Genomic DNA, 15969 nt, shown 5'->3' with positions numbered 1-15969 from the left:
CTTGGCTCCGAGTGTTAAGTTTAGGTGTTTACGTTTCATATCTCTTGCTGCTCCTTGAGTTTCATGTATTCCGAATTGTTTGGGATTGTCACGAGACAACCTATACCCGCCGCCCAGCATTCAACCTGCTCCATGAAGTGGAACATTTCACCCGTATCTAACTTTGATGTTTTTCGTAACGTCCTGACGCGCTCTATATCTTGCGTGGTGGCGTCTATCATTTCGGTAACCTCATAGCCTAGGAATGTATGCTTCAACATCTCCTTGACGGTCTCAGGCGTGAAATTAGACTTGTTCTTGCATAGATATTTGCTTATCTCTCCGCACCACAAATGGAAAGTGGAATTTTGAGATAGTGAGCGCTTGTTCTTCCAAGGCTTGATAATGATTCGGTGTGGTTGGTTTGTTGCTAGAACTTCTTTGAGGTGTTGCCATGCTGCGGTTTTGGTTGATTCGTGAAAGAGGAAATCTGCTTCCAAGTTAACCTCCTATGCTTTTTCACCTCGATTTATAAACCAGTTTAATGCGCCGCATATTTGCTCATCTTCGTGCCAGTTTTCAATTTCTCTGTTTTCATATTTATCTTTGAAAAACATTGGCCCACAAAATTTATGCCAAGACATGAAAACATAACCGCCATCTGGCAGCCTTAGCCGAAAAGATGGGTAATAACTAATATGTATGATTCCATCACTCACTGTTAGCTCTCCTGTTCCATCACTAAGCCAATTCCACTGCATATAGGGCATTCACCAGTGCGCTCATCGTTTTCATTAAGCACACTTCCACGATGACAATTCTTGCACTCTAAGCTTCTTGCTTTTTCTGTCGCTCTAAGTTGTAAATGATTAAATAGCGATACATCTTTTAGGTAGCCTTGAGCTATAAGCTTTTCTGCCATTTTACCTACAGAAACTGGAAGTATTCGATCACCATTCCAGTAGCCTTTAGAGTCATATGGTGCTTTCTCGATATCCCAGTCATATAAAACGGCTGGCGCTAAATATTTCAACTCGCGTTTGTTTAATTTATCAGTCTTCATCATTCACCCTCTGGCATTGGTGGGAGTGGCATCCAGTGAGTTACATCTTCAAGAGGAATGCATGAGTAAAAATCACCATCGTCCCATAATCCAGTTATAGAAAATAAACATAGAATAGTTGGCATTCCATTCCAAATTGCCATCACTCTAACGTCTTTCTCTGGCATTTTATTTGAACACTTAACCCAATTAGTTCCCTGCATTAGATGCCTCCAATGGATATTTAGCTGCGTATTCATCACATTTTTTCTGTACATACTCTTCACTTTTCCGATACTTAATGAATGCACACTGGATTTTCATTAACTTGACCATAACCTTTCCTCTAGGCATTAGTTTTTTCTTTTGTCGCAGGTGAGCCCTGAAGAACGGCATTGAATCTTGACTATCGATAGGGTGTTGCCTATCTGCTAATGCCATTGCTTGCAAATCATATCGCCTATTCAGCTCTGTTAACGTTGTTCCTTTCATCACTCAACACCTCTACTCTTTGTGACCGTAAATTATTGACATAGCGACAATTGATAGTAAAAAGTTAGACCACCATGCGCCATATTCACTCGTTGCCGTCATAATCAAAATGTAAGTGACAGCGATTAGAAATAACCAATCTGACATCTAGAAGTCCTTATGATTTGGTGTGTTAGGCTGCTTGCTTACGTGATCGGTAGCTATCCCAGGTGAAAGCCAATGTACAACCGCCACCGTCACTCATACGGTCAATGACCCGTTCGCCGATGAACGCGCCCAGTTCTTCCCTGGTTTGGTTACTGATTAGAATGGTTGGTTTCATTCGCTCATACCTGGTGTTGATGATTTCAAACAAGATCAGCTTTTCAGCTTCAGACCCGAATTGAACACCTACTTCATCGATTATCAGTAAATCAGGGTTGGTATAGATTCGAATAACATCTGACTCGGTTTCGGTCGCGTTTTTACTCCAGGTTGATTTGAACTTTCTGGCAATCCGTAATGCGGTTGTGAATAGCGCAGAATCCTGGTGTTGCTCAATCACATGTCGGGCAATAGCCAGGGCTAGATGATTTTTACCAGTACCAGGCTTGCCACACATAACCAACCCGCCACCCTGCCGTAATCTATCCGTCCACTTGTTTGCATACGCTTTGCAAACACTTAGGTTTCTAGCTGCCTCCTGGTTAACTGGCTCGTAATTATCCAGGGTGCATGGAATAAAACGTTCAGGAATATTCAGATCAGCCAGGAGATTTTCGATAAGGCGTTTTTTGCCACGCTCGTCACTTTGCTGCTTTTCAGCCCTTAACTTTTCGAGCTCTTCAAGCAGGCACTTGGGGCATGGTGATGGTCGGGATGCGAGCTTTAATCCACTTGTGCTTACTCGTTTTCTAGCCTGGTATGCTCCATGTGTTTCACATTCGATATCCAGGTAATGAATTTCTGTGTTTGGTATTTCAGCAGGTTGTTTATCAAACTCTGCCAGGTGTTTTTCGATTTCTTGAATTCTTTCTGTCAGGTTCATAATTTAATTCACCCATGTTGGCATATCCGTTTGTCCATAATCCTTGGATCCAAAGTTCTCACTGGCTACTCGCTTGTTAGGTGTCCAGGTAGGTTTGGCGTTTTTGTTCTGGTAGTTCAGCTTCGCGCTTGCTGTGCTAAACCAGTTCTTCGGTTTGTCCTTCTCGAACTCCAGGTCTAAACGCGTTAACTCTGCGACCAGGTCGATATTTGGAAATAATCCCTTCCAGGTATCGAAGTCTTTTTGATTGAGTCGAATAACCTGTCCCTCGAATGCATATTTTTTTGCTATCGGTTGAACATTGTCTGACGATTTTTTTTCATCACCAGGACAAGCCGTTTTTTCGGCTTGGGTGTTATAGGGAATCAGGTTAAGGGAATCAGGAATCAGGTTAAGGGAATCAGCAGGGATAGTTTGATTCTCTTCTTGTTCTTGTACTGTACTTGTATAGTGCTTTTCTGGTGCTTCTTTAATATCAGTAGGTTGCGTGACTTGTTCTGGTATTTCACTAGCCGCTTCTTTCATGTGAGGGTTCTGGTGTTTCTTCCAGTTATTAATCTGGATAAACTCATTCCCATCTACTGCATATCTAGTGATAAAGTTTTTGCCATGTAATTGAGCGAGTAATTTGTCACAATCAGCATCGTCATAAGGCAAAACCATAGCTTTAATTTTGCGTGGTTTATCTTCAAGCCGACCTTCGCGATCGGCAACTGTCCATAATCCCACAAAAAGAATACGAGCCAATGGCTCGCACTCTGCTAAATCATCATTAGTAAAAAAGCCCGGTTTAATATTTCTTGCTCTGGCCATTAGAAGGGCACCTCCGGTTTATAAAGACATACTTGATTGACAGGCTCACTATTCCTCCAGTCCCCATTTTTCATATGTTCTTCATGCAATTGGTCTAGATAGCTCCTTATAAGAAAGGCTTTACCATCATGAAAATATAGGGAGTGGGATTTATTTCTGTTCTTTTTAACAAGATTGTTTATGGCAAATCTGATTAACCTCTCTGCTGCGGATAATTTGCAACCAAGGATTGATATACCTAAAGAATAAAATAGTTTTTCTATATTCAATTCGTTGAGTTTTTCCGTGCATATAATGTCGAACTTATCGGCCATTTCTTCCACGGAAAGCTTGGCATTTGCTAGTGTGAATTCAGAGCAAACATGAGTTATATATTTAAGGTCTCCCTTAAAAAACTCTCGTGATTCGTTAATCCTGTATTCCTTTAGGCACTCGTGAATATCGGATTCATCAGCCGCTGGATTCTCTGAATAAAATGCAGCCTCAATTTTAAATTTATCAGGCACGCCAGTAGCAGATGAAAGCTCTTTCGCTCTGTTTTCTGGCGAGACTGTTGTCATTCCTACCTTGTAGATATTCGGCATATATTCATTACTTAGAACATAAATCCACCCTTCAGTCCGAAAGGTTTCTGGCATAGCCATGTGCTCTACAATTTTGCTTTGGACATCCATATCACCCAAATGCATAACGACCTCCATATCGATTTGTTGTGTAATTAATATTCATGTATAATTACCTCCTTAAAGTTGATCCCTTTAAATTGACAGTTCTATTTGAGCCTCATCTTGTGCCAGATTTGAGGCATTTCTTTTTACCTTCCTTTTTCTTTCCAGCGCCTGAATTAACCGTTCTGCATAGTCACCTTCAATCACTACGCTTCTAGAATTCTCAGGCATTGATACAGCCTCCGCAGGTAGCCCGTAATGAGCTATTGCCTTACAAGCTAGTTTGAATATCCGATTCTTTTCTCGGCTTGATGCTGTTGGATGTATTCCCATTTCACTAGCGAACGAGTTATTACCTTCGTCTAGCATTCTCTTAAAGAAGTAACTTTCGAGAATTTCTGGTTTACATGTGATGTTTATAGTTTTTGCGTAGTCCATTTGTTAAATTCCTTTTGACGTAACTAGTCCGTTGCTCACGATCCTGTGAGTTAAGTTTTGCTCCAACGCATATTCAGAGCGATTTAGCGATGTTAAAGAACGAGTAAATCTATGCTGCTTTAGGCGGAAAAATGTCATCGATAGTGACGTTGATCCCGTTATTGTTAAAAAAGCTAACTAGCTGTCTGCATACTTCAAGGTCTGCTTTACGTCTGCCATTTTCATAATGGCTAATGTTTCCTTTTGTGCAGCCTAGCTCTTTAGCTAAATCTGTCTGTGTAAGCCCAAGTTTTTTTCTATATCGGCTTATGTAATTCATCTGAACCTCCTTATTGTTCATTACGAGAGTATACATAAAGTATCCGTAATTTCAATATAAAAGTATACATATTGTCTGTCTACATTTATGTATACATATCGTATTATTGGGTTATGAAAATGAAATGGTATGAACTAGCCAAGTCCCTTATGAAAGATAAGGGCATTACATACGATCATCTGGCTGAGCATTTTTCAGTATCGAAAGGTGCCGTTGGGCATTGGATGACAGGAAAGAGAGAACCAGCATTTAGTGAAATAGCTGGGATACTTGCATATGTTGGCGTCAATAACCCGACCATAAATCAAGATGGCACGATTAGCATTGATGAGGAGTCGATTAGTAGAGTTGAACCAACCTATGAATACCCATTACTCTCTAAAGTACAGGCTGGATCATTTACCGAAAACAGTAATTCATATACAGAGAAAGATGCCATCGCATGGATACCAACAGCCAAGAAGGCAAGTGATAGCGCATTCTGGTTAGAGGTTGAAGGTCACTCGATGACAGCCCCTCAAGGTGGACGTCCTAGCTTCCCTGAAGGAATGCTGATACTTGTTGACCCTGAGCAAGAGGTTAACTTTGGTGACTTCTGTATAGCTCGCCTGATGAACGATGAGTTCACATTTAAGCGTCTAATTCGAGAAGGTGAAACAGAATACCTTGAACCATTAAACCCACGGTTCGAGATGATACCGATTAATGGCAACTGCCAGATTATAGGTAAAGTGGTTAAGTCTCAGTGGCCTGACGACACGTTTTAGGGTGTGGTTGACAAAACAACAGTAAAATTGAAATTTGGTTGACGCGATTTTGTCAACCAAAGCTAATAACAAGAAAAATAATAATGAAATTAAACAACTAGGGAATGTGATTTTTATGTAAAAAAGGAGGATGTTATGAATAAGATATATGCACCATGTATAAAAAATGGGCTAAATGACTTGAAGGCTTTAGCTGAGTTATATCCTGAAAGTAAAAAACGCGTTATTCCAATAATACTAACTACTGGAACGGTTTTTTCACCAAAAACTGGAGAGGTAAAAAGAGACCAGTTAGTCGATGGCTTTATCCCTAATTGGGATGGGGATGAATTTATTGTTGATGCCTCAAGGGTAGAGGCTGATTCTGTATCGGAATATAATGAATATCATGGGTTAACTGACCAATCGGATAGCTTTAGTAGGAAAATAGATTTCTATAGAAAGATATATGAAATTAACGAAAATCTCATCCCCTCGGTAAGCTGGAATAGAAATGATGATCTTAAGAATATCATACAGCTACTAATGAATCTAAAATCATCTTACAAAACTGTCGCCATTGTTTTAGACCCAAGAATCGAAAATAATCTAAGTATCCTTGATATTTTGCTATGTTTATTTGCTGACAATGAAAATATTATTGTCGTTCTTAATTATGGATCAATATACAACCTACCACTACCAAACAGTGAGGTTATTGATAGCGCGCTAGATACAATAAACAAAAGAGGGGTGAAGCGAGTTATACTGTTGAGTTCATCTTTCCCACACACGAAGCCAACAGAAAAAGATACATGGATAACTTCTTCATGTACTGATCTGGTATGGCAATTAAATGCTATCAATCAAAATAAAACACCTATCAATTTAATCTATGGTGATTTCTCCGCTAGCTCTCCGCAGGCACCCAGTGAATTCATTTTAGGTATGAAAATAATCCCTAGCGCCACATATTTTAATGACGGAATTTGGCATCAAATAAAATCCGGCGGAGATAAAGAATATTCTGTCTATAAAGATATAGCTAGAAATATAGTATCCAATGCTTTTTTTGATGATTTTTGCTGGGGAACAAAAAATATTGTTAAAATATCAGCATCGAGTGATGGATACGGGCACAGCGGAACTTGGAATGGATATAAAACAAACATACACATTGAGGAAATACTTAGAATACTAAACCTAAGCGCAGATAGTGAATCTCCCCGTGGTGATTATGATGATGAAGAATAATCCTTTTCTCTGTATCTATTTTTTATACAAGATAAAGCTTTATTCTTAATAAGATCAAAATGAAGCTCGGATAAAACCCTATGCCTAGCTTCATTTATTCTTTCTTTTCTGTTTATTTTTAGATTGTTCTCGGCACAAAGCTCATCAAGCTCAGCTCGCCACAAAAGAGATATAACCTCAAACTTATCAATAAATTTATTTACCTTAGCCTCCCTAAGTATGGTTATATTTTGTCCATAATTATCTAAGATTAATATGCCTACATTTTTTTCTGATAACTCGATAGCTTTTAATGCGTGCTTATGATGGCAGCATAACCATACAGAATCAAATAACCTCAAATAGGCATCATGCTGATTACCCCACCGAGCCAATGAATCTGATTCTGATTTTATTTCAAACCCTGTAAGCTTACCATTAGCATAAACAACGTCAGCTCTATTTTTTTTCTCATAAAAACACAACTCGTCAATTAAGACGTCATTATCATGAAAATCGAAATACCCGCTAGTAGCAATCCAATTCCTTAATAAAATTTTAATTTCTGTTGCATTTTTCATAATAATATAAATAAGTTAACCAATGTACCCACCAAATAATACTATTAAGTTTAACCTTTAATTGAAAAAAACTCAAAAATTACCTACACCCAGCCCTCGCGGGGAGGGCTTTTTTTGTGCCCGCAATTCCCCGCCAGTGTGATTTTCCTCGCAAGATTAATAATTTTTGAAAATAAATTACCTGAAAATACAAATAGTTGACACCATTACGCAAACAAAGTCTACATTTTGTATTTACAACCATCTACGAATCGTATACATTTAACTCCATCGAAGGCAAGCAACATGAAATATACGCCTTATGCTCTTTAATAATTAGGAACCAGATCTGACTAAGCGTTAGATCACCACTGAGTGGTTTTTGGGATTGGCTAGCTCTGTCGCTATGAGGATAGCGAGAATTGTGGATAGTTGCATCACAGCCAATCACCAAAGATCACTTAGGAGGGAGTTATGGCAACAATTACTGTTATCCCAAAGAAAGACAACGCGAAGAGCCGCCGGTTAGCAAAGCAAATGGCGTTCTGGGACGGAAAGCGTGAGGAGTATGCAGCGAAGCCTAAAAGCCGCTCAGTGGAAGAAATATGGGATTCGATATTCAAACCAGTAGATGAAACCGATGTACTGGCAAACTTACTTATCGGGATAAAAGACATCCCCGATGTAGAACGCAAGCAACAACGGCTACGCAAGCCGATTATGAGTGATGGAAGTGTTACGGCACGTTAAATAGGAGATTCACAATGGAAGAATTAGAAAGTTTAATCAATACAGTAGCTGAGAATGAAGGTATTTCACGACAAGAAGCAATAAAGCTGGTTGTGAAGTTAATCAATAACAGACAAGCCAGCTTACCTACAGGTGAGCCTGAATTAGGCTCAGGAACTGGATTTAATCATGGAGTAATTAACCAGTTCGCTATCGATGAATCTCTGGTTGGTCGTGAAGGTTAAATTTTATCTAAATTATACCAAAGCCTACCAGCTGACTCAGTAACCAAAACTTTGGCATTGACTCTAACGGACTTAGCGACATTAATGGCCGATTGGAAAACACCTTCAAGGTCAAGGTTTCCATCATAATTATATTCCGCATTTGGAAGGCTGTACCAAATCCCATCATTGCTTTTTATATACTTATGAAAGCCATTATGACTCATGCGTTCATGTAGATTTTGATAATCATCATAATCAGCATTTGGTAATTCTACTCGAACCGTACATCTTGCCATTGAAAACTTCCTTATTTTGACTGTGGAATAACCAATATATCAATTTTCCTTGACTGTGGAAAGGAAGGGAACCACCTCGCCTGACGTGGTTAAAAGCAGGCACAGTTAACTAATTACAGTCCATTCTGTGGGCTGTGGTGAGATAGCTTTTTTGACAGCACGACAATAAATATAGGCGTTAAATCGGTCACGCCTTTACGAAAAGTACCGTTTGAATCGGAGGATTTATGTAACAAGAAAATCGGATAGACCGCAGCCGCATATCGGCAAAGGTTAGGTAGTGACTAACCCCTGAGTAGCATGATCGCTAGCCTGTGTAGCGACGGGTCAAGGTTCCTATATTACAAATAGCTCTGGTAAAGCAGCGTACAAGCCAAATACGCACCAGTTATTAGCGGCGATTGAGCGGCATGAACTCAAGGGCATGAGCGCGTCCACTGCGAGAGTGTGGATTATCAATAGGTTGGTGAGTTGATTAATAGATAGGAGATAGAGATGGAAGCAATACCAACAGGCGCTATAGGTCACACCTACAGCGATGGCGACGAGTTAATTAACCAGCCTAACAAAGAGATGCTACCTGCAATTTTATCATCAGCAAAAGCGCATCAGAAACACGCTGACCACTTTTTACGGGTTGGCGCTATGCATGGTAATCCAGCATTAATCATCAAGGGTCACTTACACGACATCGTATCCAGAACTTTATGTAACGTGCTTGGCTTGTATGACTGTAAATCGATTGAGTTAGGTGAGTTAGTCGAAGGTACGCAAGACTGGCTTTCTGAAAGCAGTGGAATACATCAATTTGATGAAACAATAAAAACAATCATCAAATTCGCATCGTTAGATGATGATGACGTTTAGTTAATAGCAGGCAGGAAATAACAAAGTACAACCAACTATTTCCAAAATGGAAACTGTTGAATTGGTTAATAACGGAGGGAGTATGACAATAACACTGAAAGTATATAAAAACTCGCCAGAGCACGGGGAGTACATGAACGCAAGATTCCCGAAGGATAGACGTCACCATTCTTGCTCAAATGAAACCTTCGAATTCAAAGGACATCGCTGGAAATACCAAGTAACCAGCTTCGATGATAACGGCGACTATGATTTGCTGTGGCGTCCAGATGGTAAAGAGCCTGAGTTGATGTTAGCTGATATCTCTTTTAGAGATTATTTAGCGGCTGAAGCTATGAACGGGATTTTAACCAACCCTGCAATAATTGACACCCTGACAAGTTCGACTCTTGAGTGGGTGGCAGGAAGTGCCTATGACGTGGCAGATGCAATGTTAAAGGCTAGGAGTAATAAATGATTTCTATATCTGACTTAATTAATGAAATCGGAAGTGAAAATATATCTTTCCAGCTTTTATCAAAGACTATAACTGCTATAAAAGAAAGCACTGATAACACGACAGTCTCTTTTGTTACTGATGCTGATTTAGATGAAGAAGCTTTGGTTTTGTGGGTAGATAAAGATGTTTTTAATGAAGCATATGCAATATTAAAGGCTAGGGGGTGATATGGGGTTTAAGCATAGCCCAGCGCCTTGGAAATATACCGTAAGAAACGCTAATGAAATAATGACAACTTTTCATGGGGTGACAATTGGCGATGTTTATTTAGATATCACAACAGCCAATCATAAATCAGACGCCCATCTAATCTCAGCAGCACCAGAGTTATTAGAGGCTTTGATTGAGCTAACTGAAAGCGCCAAAGAGGCTATTGATGGCCTAGGTGACTTATCGGACGCAATAGACACAGCCAAAGCAGCAATCGCAAAAGCCCTCGGTCAGCAGTAACCCACCACAACACATTTCATATCGCTATTAATAGTGAGGAATACGCACATAAGGAACATAGGAAATGGCAAATGAATTAGTCGTAATTGAGAAATCGACAGCACTTGAAGTATTTAAGTCATCGGATAGCGTCGAAGATATCATTCGTAAAGTAGAGCAAGAAGTTAACTCTTTTATTCCAGATGTCACCACAGTTAAAGGTCGCAAGGAAATTGCTTCATTGGCCTACAAAGTCGCTCAATCAAAAACTTACCTTGATGGACTCGGTAAAGACTTGGTAGCAGAGTTAAAAGAAATACCAAAGCTAATCGATGCTAACCGCCGAACTGTGCGGGAGCGTTTCGATACATTGCGCGATAAAGTTCGACAACCATTAACTGAGTGGGAAGCCGAGCAAGAGCGAATCGAAGCAGAAAAGCAAATGTTAGCGTGGCACGAAGAAGCGCTAGAAATGAATGCGGCTTTCGACAAGGCATTTGCTGAGCGTATCGAGTCAGACCATGAAATCGCCCTACTCATGAATGAGAAATTCGACCGAGATTTAGCAGAGGCTAAAGCCGAAGCGGAGCGTCAGCGTATTGCTCACGAAGAAGAGCTGAAGAAACAAGCAGCAGAGCAAGCTAGGTTAGAAGCCGAACAAAAAGCACAGCAAGAAATCGAAGCAGCAGCACAGCGCGAACGTGAAGCAAAAGAAGCCGCCGAACGCGCCGAGCGTGAAAAGCAGGAAGCTATTCAACGTGCAGAGCAAGAAGCTAAAGAAGCCAAGGAAAAGGCCGAGCGTGACGCTAAAGAAGCTCAGGAACGAGCTGAGCGCGAAAAACAAGCAGCTATCGAAGCTGAGCGCAAGAAAGCTCTTAAAGATGAACAAGCGCGACTGGCAGAAGAAGAACGCAAGCGTAAGGAAGATGCTAAGCGTCAGGAAGATAAAGAGCATCGCCGCAAGTACAACCAAGAAACATTGCAAGCATTAGTCAGTAACGGATTTGACGAAAAATTAGCAACTGAATTTATTAAGCTAGTTGCAAGTAACCAAATCCCCCACATGACAATGAATTACTAATACCCACCGCACCAACACCAGAACCTAAATAACAATCGCTATCAATCGATAAGTGAGGGTTTCGCACATCCAGAGGTAAGCATGAATATTGATAAACATAAACTTTGCATAGCTCAACAACAAGCATGGCGCGCTCTTTATCTCAAGGATGAGAACGGATGGAGCGAAGCAAACGAAACATTAAAAACAGCATACGGAGTGCAACATGAACGCAAAGCAGAAACACGCAAAGCAACAGATATTCACCCTACTTCGCGAGTCTGAAATGACTGAGCAACAAGTCGAATTACTGTTTGCTGATTGGAAATTTAAACAGCAATGCGAAAAGACAAATCGCATTTTACGTCAGGTTGATACTCGTGGAGCGTATGCATTCACGTAAGGACTCAGCATGAGAATTTCAGAGTATGAAAACTTCGTCACCATTCCAGACCGTGAGCACCTAGCAAATCAGGATGATGAGCTAACTAATGAAATGGCTCAGCGGTTTTATGATGCCCTTCCCTCATCTGTCATACAGAAAATGACAGCTCAAGAATCAGATGAAGCATGGAGTGCTTTTTTTGAGGCTGCAAAAAGCGAAAGGAGGCTATTGTGAGCACAGCAGTTCAAAAGGTATATGAAATTATTAACCCGCTTAAAACGGAGTTTGAGCAGGTATGCAGTGAACCAAGCATAGCATTTAAAAGGGAGTCTGAATTTGCTATGCAGATATTTGCTAATAATGACTTTCTGGCTAATGTCGCGGTGAATAACGTTGTTTCAGTTCGAAGTGCTGTAATGAACATTGCGGCGATTGGCATTAGCTTAAATCCAGCGCAAAAACTAGCTTACTTAGTTCCTCGTGATAAGAAAGTATGCCTAGATATTAGCTACATGGGGTTAATGCATATAGCGCAGCAGTCAGGCGCTATTAAGTGGTGTCAATCAAGTATTGTACGCCAGAATGACAACTTCCAGCTCACATCAATAGATACCGCACCTCGCCACGAATACAACGCCTTTGCCACGCAAGAGCAAAGAGGCGAAATAGTCGGCGCTTACACAGTAGTTAAAACAGAAGATGGCGACTACTTAACTCACACAATGGCTATTGCAGATATCTATGCAATCCGTGATAGGTCATCCGCTTGGAAAGCTTGGATATCCAAAAAGGCAAAATGCCCTTGGGTTACAGATGAAGAACAAATGATTCTGAAAACTGTTGTTAAACAAGCTGCTAAATACTGGCCTCGCAGAGAGCGACTAGACCAAGCAATTGACTACGTTAACACCGAAGCTGGCGAAGGTATCGATTTTAAAAGCGAACAATCACAGCCTCGTGATGTAACGCCAGCTAGTGAGCAACAGATGGACGATATCACCGCATTAATGATGAAAGTAGATGGCGAATGGAGCGATACGTTTATGGAATTCATCAGCAAGAAATTCAATCGTCCAATTACCCACCCTGAGCAAATAACTGTATTTGAAGCGAACGTAATCATCGACATGCTAAGGAAAAAGGCAGAAGGAAAATGATTAGCAATGACATCATTCTAAGCAAAACAGGCATCGATTTAACCAAAGTAGAGCAAGGAAGCGAAGAGTGGTTGTCAATCAGACTCGGAGTTGTAACCTCCTCTGAGGCATGGAAAGTCATCTCTAAACCAAGGTCTGGCACTAAATGGTCAGACACAAAGAAAACATATTTAAACACCCTCATTGGTGAAGTCTGCACGGGAGTTTGCAAGGAAGTATCAGCAAGGACGCTGGAATGGGGTAAAAACTACGAGTTAGAAGCAAGGATGACATTCGAGTTTTACACCGGATTAACGGCAAAGGAAGTGCCAATAATATTCAAAGACGAGCAACTACGGATAGCTTGCTCGCCAGACGGTATTTGCAGTGATGGCTCAGGATTAGAGCTTAAATGCCCGAATAACACGGACGTATTTATCGACTTAGCATTGAACGGAATCGATGCAATGAAAAAGGAATATGTGGCTCAAGTTCAATATTCCATGTGGGTTACAGGTAAGGATATCTGGCACTTTGCAAATTTTGACCCACGAATGCCAGCAGGAAAAGAAATCGCATATTTCCCTGTTGAACGCGACGAAAACATGATGAGAGAGTTTGACGAATTAGTTCCCGAGTTCATTGAAGTAATGGATCAGGGTTTAAAAAAATTAGGCATTCAATTTGGCAATCAGTGGAGAGCATATGTCAAACAAGAATCAATGTAGCTTTACAGGCCGCATAGGAAATGACTTGGAATTAAAATATTCAGCAAAAGGCGATGCGGTTTTAAGTATTAGCCTTGCAGTATCTAAACAATATAAGGATTCACAAGGTAAAAAGCAGGAAAAAACCACTTGGGTTCGCTTGGTAGCATTTAGGCATCATGCAGATTTTCTTAAAAGTTACGCGAAAAAAGGCTCATCGCTTCGAGTCGAGTCAGAATATGTAGAACGAAAATGGCAAGACCAAAATGGCGCAGATAGATATACATCTGAGTTTTATATTACTGATGTAGAAATAACTAGCGGATGGGCTGAGCGGCAAAGCCAGCAAAATAACCAACAAGCTGGATGGGGTCAACCACAGCAACCAGCCCAGCAAAGCAATGAGCCACCAATGGACTTTGATGACGATATGATCCCGTTCTAGAAGGAATCAAGCATGGATAATACGCAATTATGTATAGAAAGTTACTCTCGACATAAAAACCTTAAGTTAGTTGGCATGGAGCTAGGTATACCGTGGCAATCGGTATATAGCACGCTAAGGAAGGCGGATTATCCAGTAACTGGTGATAAAGCTAGATATGGGTCAGTTACAGATAGAATAGCGGTTATTGGTGAGAAAAAGTTTAAGAAGGCAGTACCTATAGCTATAGATAATAATGATTTGAAATATCAAGCAGATATTGACTTCACAATTGGAAACATAACGGTAGACGTTAAAACTTCACGAATTAGACGTTATCAGCAAGGAAAAGGAATTCGTAATTCAGCTCCAAGGTGGGGTTATTGCATCAATAAACAAAAGGATACCGCTGACTTTTTTGTCTTGTACGCTCTTAATGATGACAATGAAACTGAGCATGTTTTTCTCATGCCAAATGAAATTGTTACCACCGTATCAACAATATCGATTCCAGAAACACTAGCCAGTAAATGGGCTGATTACAAAATAGAAGAAAGTGAATTATTGCCATTCTTCCAATCTTTGTGATTTGCTCCTATCGGACTACCCTACCCACGCCACGCTATTTATGTGATTTAACCAAAGGATATATTTGCAAGGATGCAAACAGGAGATAGATATGAAAAACAAAACTCAATACTCGTGCAACTATGGAAGCCATAGGACAGGTAAATGCGTCGGAGGTCGCTTATATATCGACAATCATAGTGACTATTACGATTATTCAGATGAAAGCAGGCCTTGTCCCAACTGCAATTCAGACGAATGGCTAAAAAAATATCGCAGTGAATACATTAAAGCTGGAATTAATTGTGGCACGAAAAGAAAGCAATTGAATTTAATAGAGTATACATCATGCATTCCTGACGAAATTAGAGCTAAACACGGGGTGGTAAAGAAAATATGCAGATGGTTAAGGCGAGGCTATTACTACGGATTAAAGAATCGCCATTAACTCGCAGGGATGCAATGAATAAAAAAGCCGCCACGGAGCTGACGGCAAGGGGACGTGCAGGAATGAAACTTATAATTTATCTGTGTAAGTAATTTAAGAATAGTTAAGCCATGGAATTTAGCAAGGAAGTAGATAAAAAAATGCCGACACAGGGAGAATCGGCGAGGACTACAAAAATAATTAGAAAGTTCAAATTAACTATAGGTCATAAATTAAAAACAATGATGAATTATTTTAATCATATCGATTAAATAGATGCAATAATAGGAATGAATATGAAGGTTGAACAATCTCAAGTGACTAAACTGGTGATAGCAGGCATAGAGCGTCACGACCCCATTCATGTTTACCTTGAAGATTACGGTGATAACAAAAATGGCAGAGTTACTATTAGCGAAAGTGGCGATTCATGGTCTTGTTTTTGGGGCTCTATGGGCAGCTCACTAGTTGAGTTTATTCATAGGATTAATAACCACTACTGGATAGGTAAGCTAGATTCTAATTTAAACTCTGAGATAGATGATGATAACGATGCAAATGCTGAATATGCTAAAAAGCAAGTTATCGAACTGCGCAAAGATGATGAAATAGACCAATACGAAGCAAGGGAGTATTGGGATTTAATTGAATCATCCGATGATGTTAAGAGTGATTGTTGCAATTGCTATATAGGAAGTAAGTTGCTTAGTTTGTTTGGCGATGATGCTTGGTATAACGATTGGCCTTCTATTCCCAACCCTAAATATCTAAGAATGGAATCGCGCTTAAATGCAGTTCGTGAGGCATTAAAACAAATAAGTGTGAATTAAGGAGGCATTTTGACAGTGGATTAGTCACATGGATGTGAGTATGATTCCTGCTTTAAATAAGGAGGGGTT

The 15969-nt window shown here is 40.2% G+C and carries 30 protein-coding genes; 17 read left to right on the top strand and 13 right to left on the bottom strand.

Features of this window, described 5'->3' with window-relative positions:
• Window positions 1-35: 35 nt before the first annotated feature.
• The 11 genes from P3L56_RS06655 to P3L56_RS06605 all read right to left on the bottom strand — a co-directional run bounded on the left by P3L56_RS06655 (window position 36) and on the right by P3L56_RS06605 (window position 4799).
• Window positions 36-479 (bottom strand): YbcN family protein, encoded by a 444-nt coding sequence (locus tag P3L56_RS06655; RefSeq protein WP_272686307.1) that lies wholly within the window; start codon window positions 477-479, stop codon window positions 36-38.
• A gap of 9 nt (window positions 480-488) precedes the next feature.
• On the bottom strand, window positions 489-698 hold the full coding sequence (locus P3L56_RS06650) for a hypothetical protein (protein WP_048606440.1): 210 nt from the start codon (window positions 696-698) through the stop codon (window positions 489-491).
• Window positions 699-700: 2 nt separating this feature from the next.
• Window positions 701-1042, bottom strand: coding sequence for a hypothetical protein (locus P3L56_RS06645; RefSeq protein ID WP_048606439.1), 342 nt, complete (start codon window positions 1040-1042; stop codon window positions 701-703).
• Window positions 1042-1245 (bottom strand): DUF551 domain-containing protein, encoded by a 204-nt coding sequence (locus P3L56_RS06640; protein WP_272686308.1) that lies wholly within the window; start codon window positions 1243-1245, stop codon window positions 1042-1044. The genes P3L56_RS06645 and P3L56_RS06640 overlap by 1 nt, the downstream gene beginning before the upstream one ends.
• On the bottom strand, window positions 1232-1513 hold the full coding sequence (locus tag P3L56_RS06635; RefSeq protein ID WP_272529236.1) for a hypothetical protein: 282 nt from the start codon (window positions 1511-1513) through the stop codon (window positions 1232-1234). Before P3L56_RS06635 ends, P3L56_RS06640 begins: the two co-directional genes overlap by 14 nt.
• Before the next feature lie 12 nt (window positions 1514-1525).
• Entirely contained in the window at window positions 1526-1660 is a 135-nt protein-coding gene (locus P3L56_RS06630) for a hypothetical protein (RefSeq protein WP_265524607.1), read from the bottom strand.
• Window positions 1661-1685: 25 nt separating this feature from the next.
• Complete coding sequence (locus tag P3L56_RS06625) at window positions 1686-2540, bottom strand: ATP-binding protein (RefSeq protein ID WP_272686309.1); 855 nt, start codon at window positions 2538-2540, stop codon at window positions 1686-1688.
• Window positions 2541-2543: 3 nt separating this feature from the next.
• Window positions 2544-3353, bottom strand: a complete 810-nt coding sequence (locus tag P3L56_RS06620; RefSeq protein WP_272686310.1) for a hypothetical protein — start codon at window positions 3351-3353, stop codon at window positions 2544-2546.
• On the bottom strand, window positions 3353-4042 hold the full coding sequence (locus P3L56_RS06615; RefSeq protein ID WP_210850787.1) for a GIY-YIG nuclease family protein: 690 nt from the start codon (window positions 4040-4042) through the stop codon (window positions 3353-3355). The genes P3L56_RS06620 and P3L56_RS06615 overlap by 1 nt, the downstream gene beginning before the upstream one ends.
• A 69-nt stretch (window positions 4043-4111) precedes the next feature.
• Window positions 4112-4459 carry a hypothetical protein gene (locus P3L56_RS06610; protein WP_272686311.1) on the bottom strand — a complete coding sequence of 116 codons (348 nt, stop codon included), beginning with the start codon at window positions 4457-4459 and terminating at the stop codon, window positions 4112-4114.
• 109 nt (window positions 4460-4568) lie between these two features.
• Window positions 4569-4799 carry a helix-turn-helix transcriptional regulator gene (locus P3L56_RS06605; RefSeq protein ID WP_316927703.1) on the bottom strand — a complete coding sequence of 77 codons (231 nt, stop codon included), beginning with the start codon at window positions 4797-4799 and terminating at the stop codon, window positions 4569-4571.
• Between the two features lie 98 nt (window positions 4800-4897).
• On the opposite strand from P3L56_RS06605, the gene P3L56_RS06600 reads away from it, so the two are divergent.
• Together P3L56_RS06600 and P3L56_RS06595 are read left to right on the top strand one after the other, a co-directional pair.
• Entirely contained in the window at window positions 4898-5545 is a 648-nt protein-coding gene (locus P3L56_RS06600) for a LexA family protein (RefSeq protein ID WP_272686312.1), read from the top strand.
• Window positions 5546-5680: 135 nt separating this feature from the next.
• The gene (locus P3L56_RS06595; protein WP_272686313.1) at window positions 5681-6778 is read left to right on the top strand and encodes a beta family protein; all 1098 of its coding nucleotides are present in this window, start codon (window positions 5681-5683) and stop codon (window positions 6776-6778) included.
• Here P3L56_RS06595 and P3L56_RS06590 read toward each other — a convergent pair.
• Window positions 6760-7338: a sce7726 family protein gene (locus tag P3L56_RS06590; protein ID WP_221078510.1), complete on the bottom strand. Its 579-nt coding sequence runs from the start codon at window positions 7336-7338 to the stop codon at window positions 6760-6762. The genes P3L56_RS06595 and P3L56_RS06590 overlap by 19 nt on opposite strands.
• A gap of 453 nt (window positions 7339-7791) precedes the next feature.
• Here P3L56_RS06590 and P3L56_RS06585 point away from each other — a divergent pair, with 453 nt between their 5' ends.
• Both P3L56_RS06585 and P3L56_RS06580 read left to right on the top strand, forming a co-directional pair.
• A complete protein-coding gene (locus P3L56_RS06585) occupies window positions 7792-8067 on the top strand; it encodes a hypothetical protein (protein ID WP_272686314.1) in 276 nt (91 codons plus the stop codon).
• A 14-nt stretch (window positions 8068-8081) separates the two neighbouring features.
• Window positions 8082-8291, top strand: a complete 210-nt coding sequence (locus P3L56_RS06580; RefSeq protein WP_272686315.1) for a hypothetical protein — start codon at window positions 8082-8084, stop codon at window positions 8289-8291.
• Here the strand turns inward: P3L56_RS06580 and P3L56_RS06575 are convergent.
• Entirely contained in the window at window positions 8288-8569 is a 282-nt protein-coding gene (locus tag P3L56_RS06575) for a DUF2622 domain-containing protein (protein WP_272686316.1), read from the bottom strand. The genes P3L56_RS06580 and P3L56_RS06575 overlap by 4 nt on opposite strands.
• Before the next feature lie 495 nt (window positions 8570-9064).
• On the opposite strand from P3L56_RS06575, the gene P3L56_RS06570 reads away from it, so the two are divergent.
• The 13 genes from P3L56_RS06570 to P3L56_RS06510 all read left to right on the top strand — a co-directional run bounded on the left by P3L56_RS06570 (window position 9065) and on the right by P3L56_RS06510 (window position 15900).
• Window positions 9065-9436: a hypothetical protein gene (locus P3L56_RS06570; RefSeq protein WP_272686317.1), complete on the top strand. Its 372-nt coding sequence runs from the start codon at window positions 9065-9067 to the stop codon at window positions 9434-9436.
• Between the two features lie 82 nt (window positions 9437-9518).
• Window positions 9519-9893 carry a hypothetical protein gene (locus P3L56_RS06565; RefSeq protein ID WP_272678529.1) on the top strand — a complete coding sequence of 125 codons (375 nt, stop codon included), beginning with the start codon at window positions 9519-9521 and terminating at the stop codon, window positions 9891-9893.
• Window positions 9890-10102 carry a hypothetical protein gene (locus P3L56_RS06560; RefSeq protein ID WP_129467332.1) on the top strand — a complete coding sequence of 71 codons (213 nt, stop codon included), beginning with the start codon at window positions 9890-9892 and terminating at the stop codon, window positions 10100-10102. Before P3L56_RS06565 ends, P3L56_RS06560 begins: the two co-directional genes overlap by 4 nt.
• 1 nt (window position 10103) lies before the next feature.
• Window positions 10104-10385, top strand: a complete 282-nt coding sequence (locus P3L56_RS06555) for a hypothetical protein (protein WP_272686319.1) — start codon at window positions 10104-10106, stop codon at window positions 10383-10385.
• A gap of 64 nt (window positions 10386-10449) precedes the next feature.
• Window positions 10450-11445 carry a cell envelope biogenesis protein TolA gene (locus P3L56_RS06550; RefSeq protein ID WP_316927696.1) on the top strand — a complete coding sequence of 332 codons (996 nt, stop codon included), beginning with the start codon at window positions 10450-10452 and terminating at the stop codon, window positions 11443-11445.
• 205 nt (window positions 11446-11650) lie between these two features.
• Complete coding sequence (locus P3L56_RS06545) at window positions 11651-11827, top strand: hypothetical protein (protein ID WP_164561135.1); 177 nt, start codon at window positions 11651-11653, stop codon at window positions 11825-11827.
• 9 nt (window positions 11828-11836) lie between these two features.
• Window positions 11837-12043 carry a hypothetical protein gene (locus P3L56_RS06540; RefSeq protein WP_272686341.1) on the top strand — a complete coding sequence of 69 codons (207 nt, stop codon included), beginning with the start codon at window positions 11837-11839 and terminating at the stop codon, window positions 12041-12043.
• Window positions 12040-12966 (top strand): recombinase RecT, encoded by a 927-nt coding sequence (locus tag P3L56_RS06535; protein WP_220123507.1) that lies wholly within the window; start codon window positions 12040-12042, stop codon window positions 12964-12966. The genes P3L56_RS06540 and P3L56_RS06535 overlap by 4 nt, the downstream gene beginning before the upstream one ends.
• On the top strand, window positions 12963-13673 hold the full coding sequence (locus P3L56_RS06530) for a YqaJ viral recombinase family protein (protein WP_306804165.1): 711 nt from the start codon (window positions 12963-12965) through the stop codon (window positions 13671-13673). The genes P3L56_RS06535 and P3L56_RS06530 overlap by 4 nt, the downstream gene beginning before the upstream one ends.
• Window positions 13651-14097: a single-stranded DNA-binding protein gene (ssb, locus tag P3L56_RS06525; RefSeq protein WP_272686342.1), complete on the top strand. Its 447-nt coding sequence runs from the start codon at window positions 13651-13653 to the stop codon at window positions 14095-14097. Before P3L56_RS06530 ends, ssb begins: the two co-directional genes overlap by 23 nt.
• A 12-nt stretch (window positions 14098-14109) precedes the next feature.
• Window positions 14110-14664, top strand: a complete 555-nt coding sequence (locus P3L56_RS06520) for a hypothetical protein (RefSeq protein WP_272528813.1) — start codon at window positions 14110-14112, stop codon at window positions 14662-14664.
• Between the two features lie 375 nt (window positions 14665-15039).
• A complete protein-coding gene (locus tag P3L56_RS06515; RefSeq protein ID WP_316927695.1) occupies window positions 15040-15183 on the top strand; it encodes a hypothetical protein in 144 nt (47 codons plus the stop codon).
• Window positions 15184-15366: 183 nt separating this feature from the next.
• Window positions 15367-15900, top strand: coding sequence for a hypothetical protein (locus tag P3L56_RS06510; protein ID WP_136134463.1), 534 nt, complete (start codon window positions 15367-15369; stop codon window positions 15898-15900).
• The last annotated feature ends 69 nt before the right edge of the window (window positions 15901-15969 follow it).

It is taken from the genome of Providencia sp. PROV024 (genome assembly GCF_032709665.1).
Lineage (GTDB): Bacteria > Pseudomonadota > Gammaproteobacteria > Enterobacterales > Enterobacteriaceae > Providencia > Providencia huashanensis.
The sequence above is the reverse complement of the archived record's forward strand: the minus strand, read 5'-3'. Positions and strand labels throughout refer to the sequence as shown.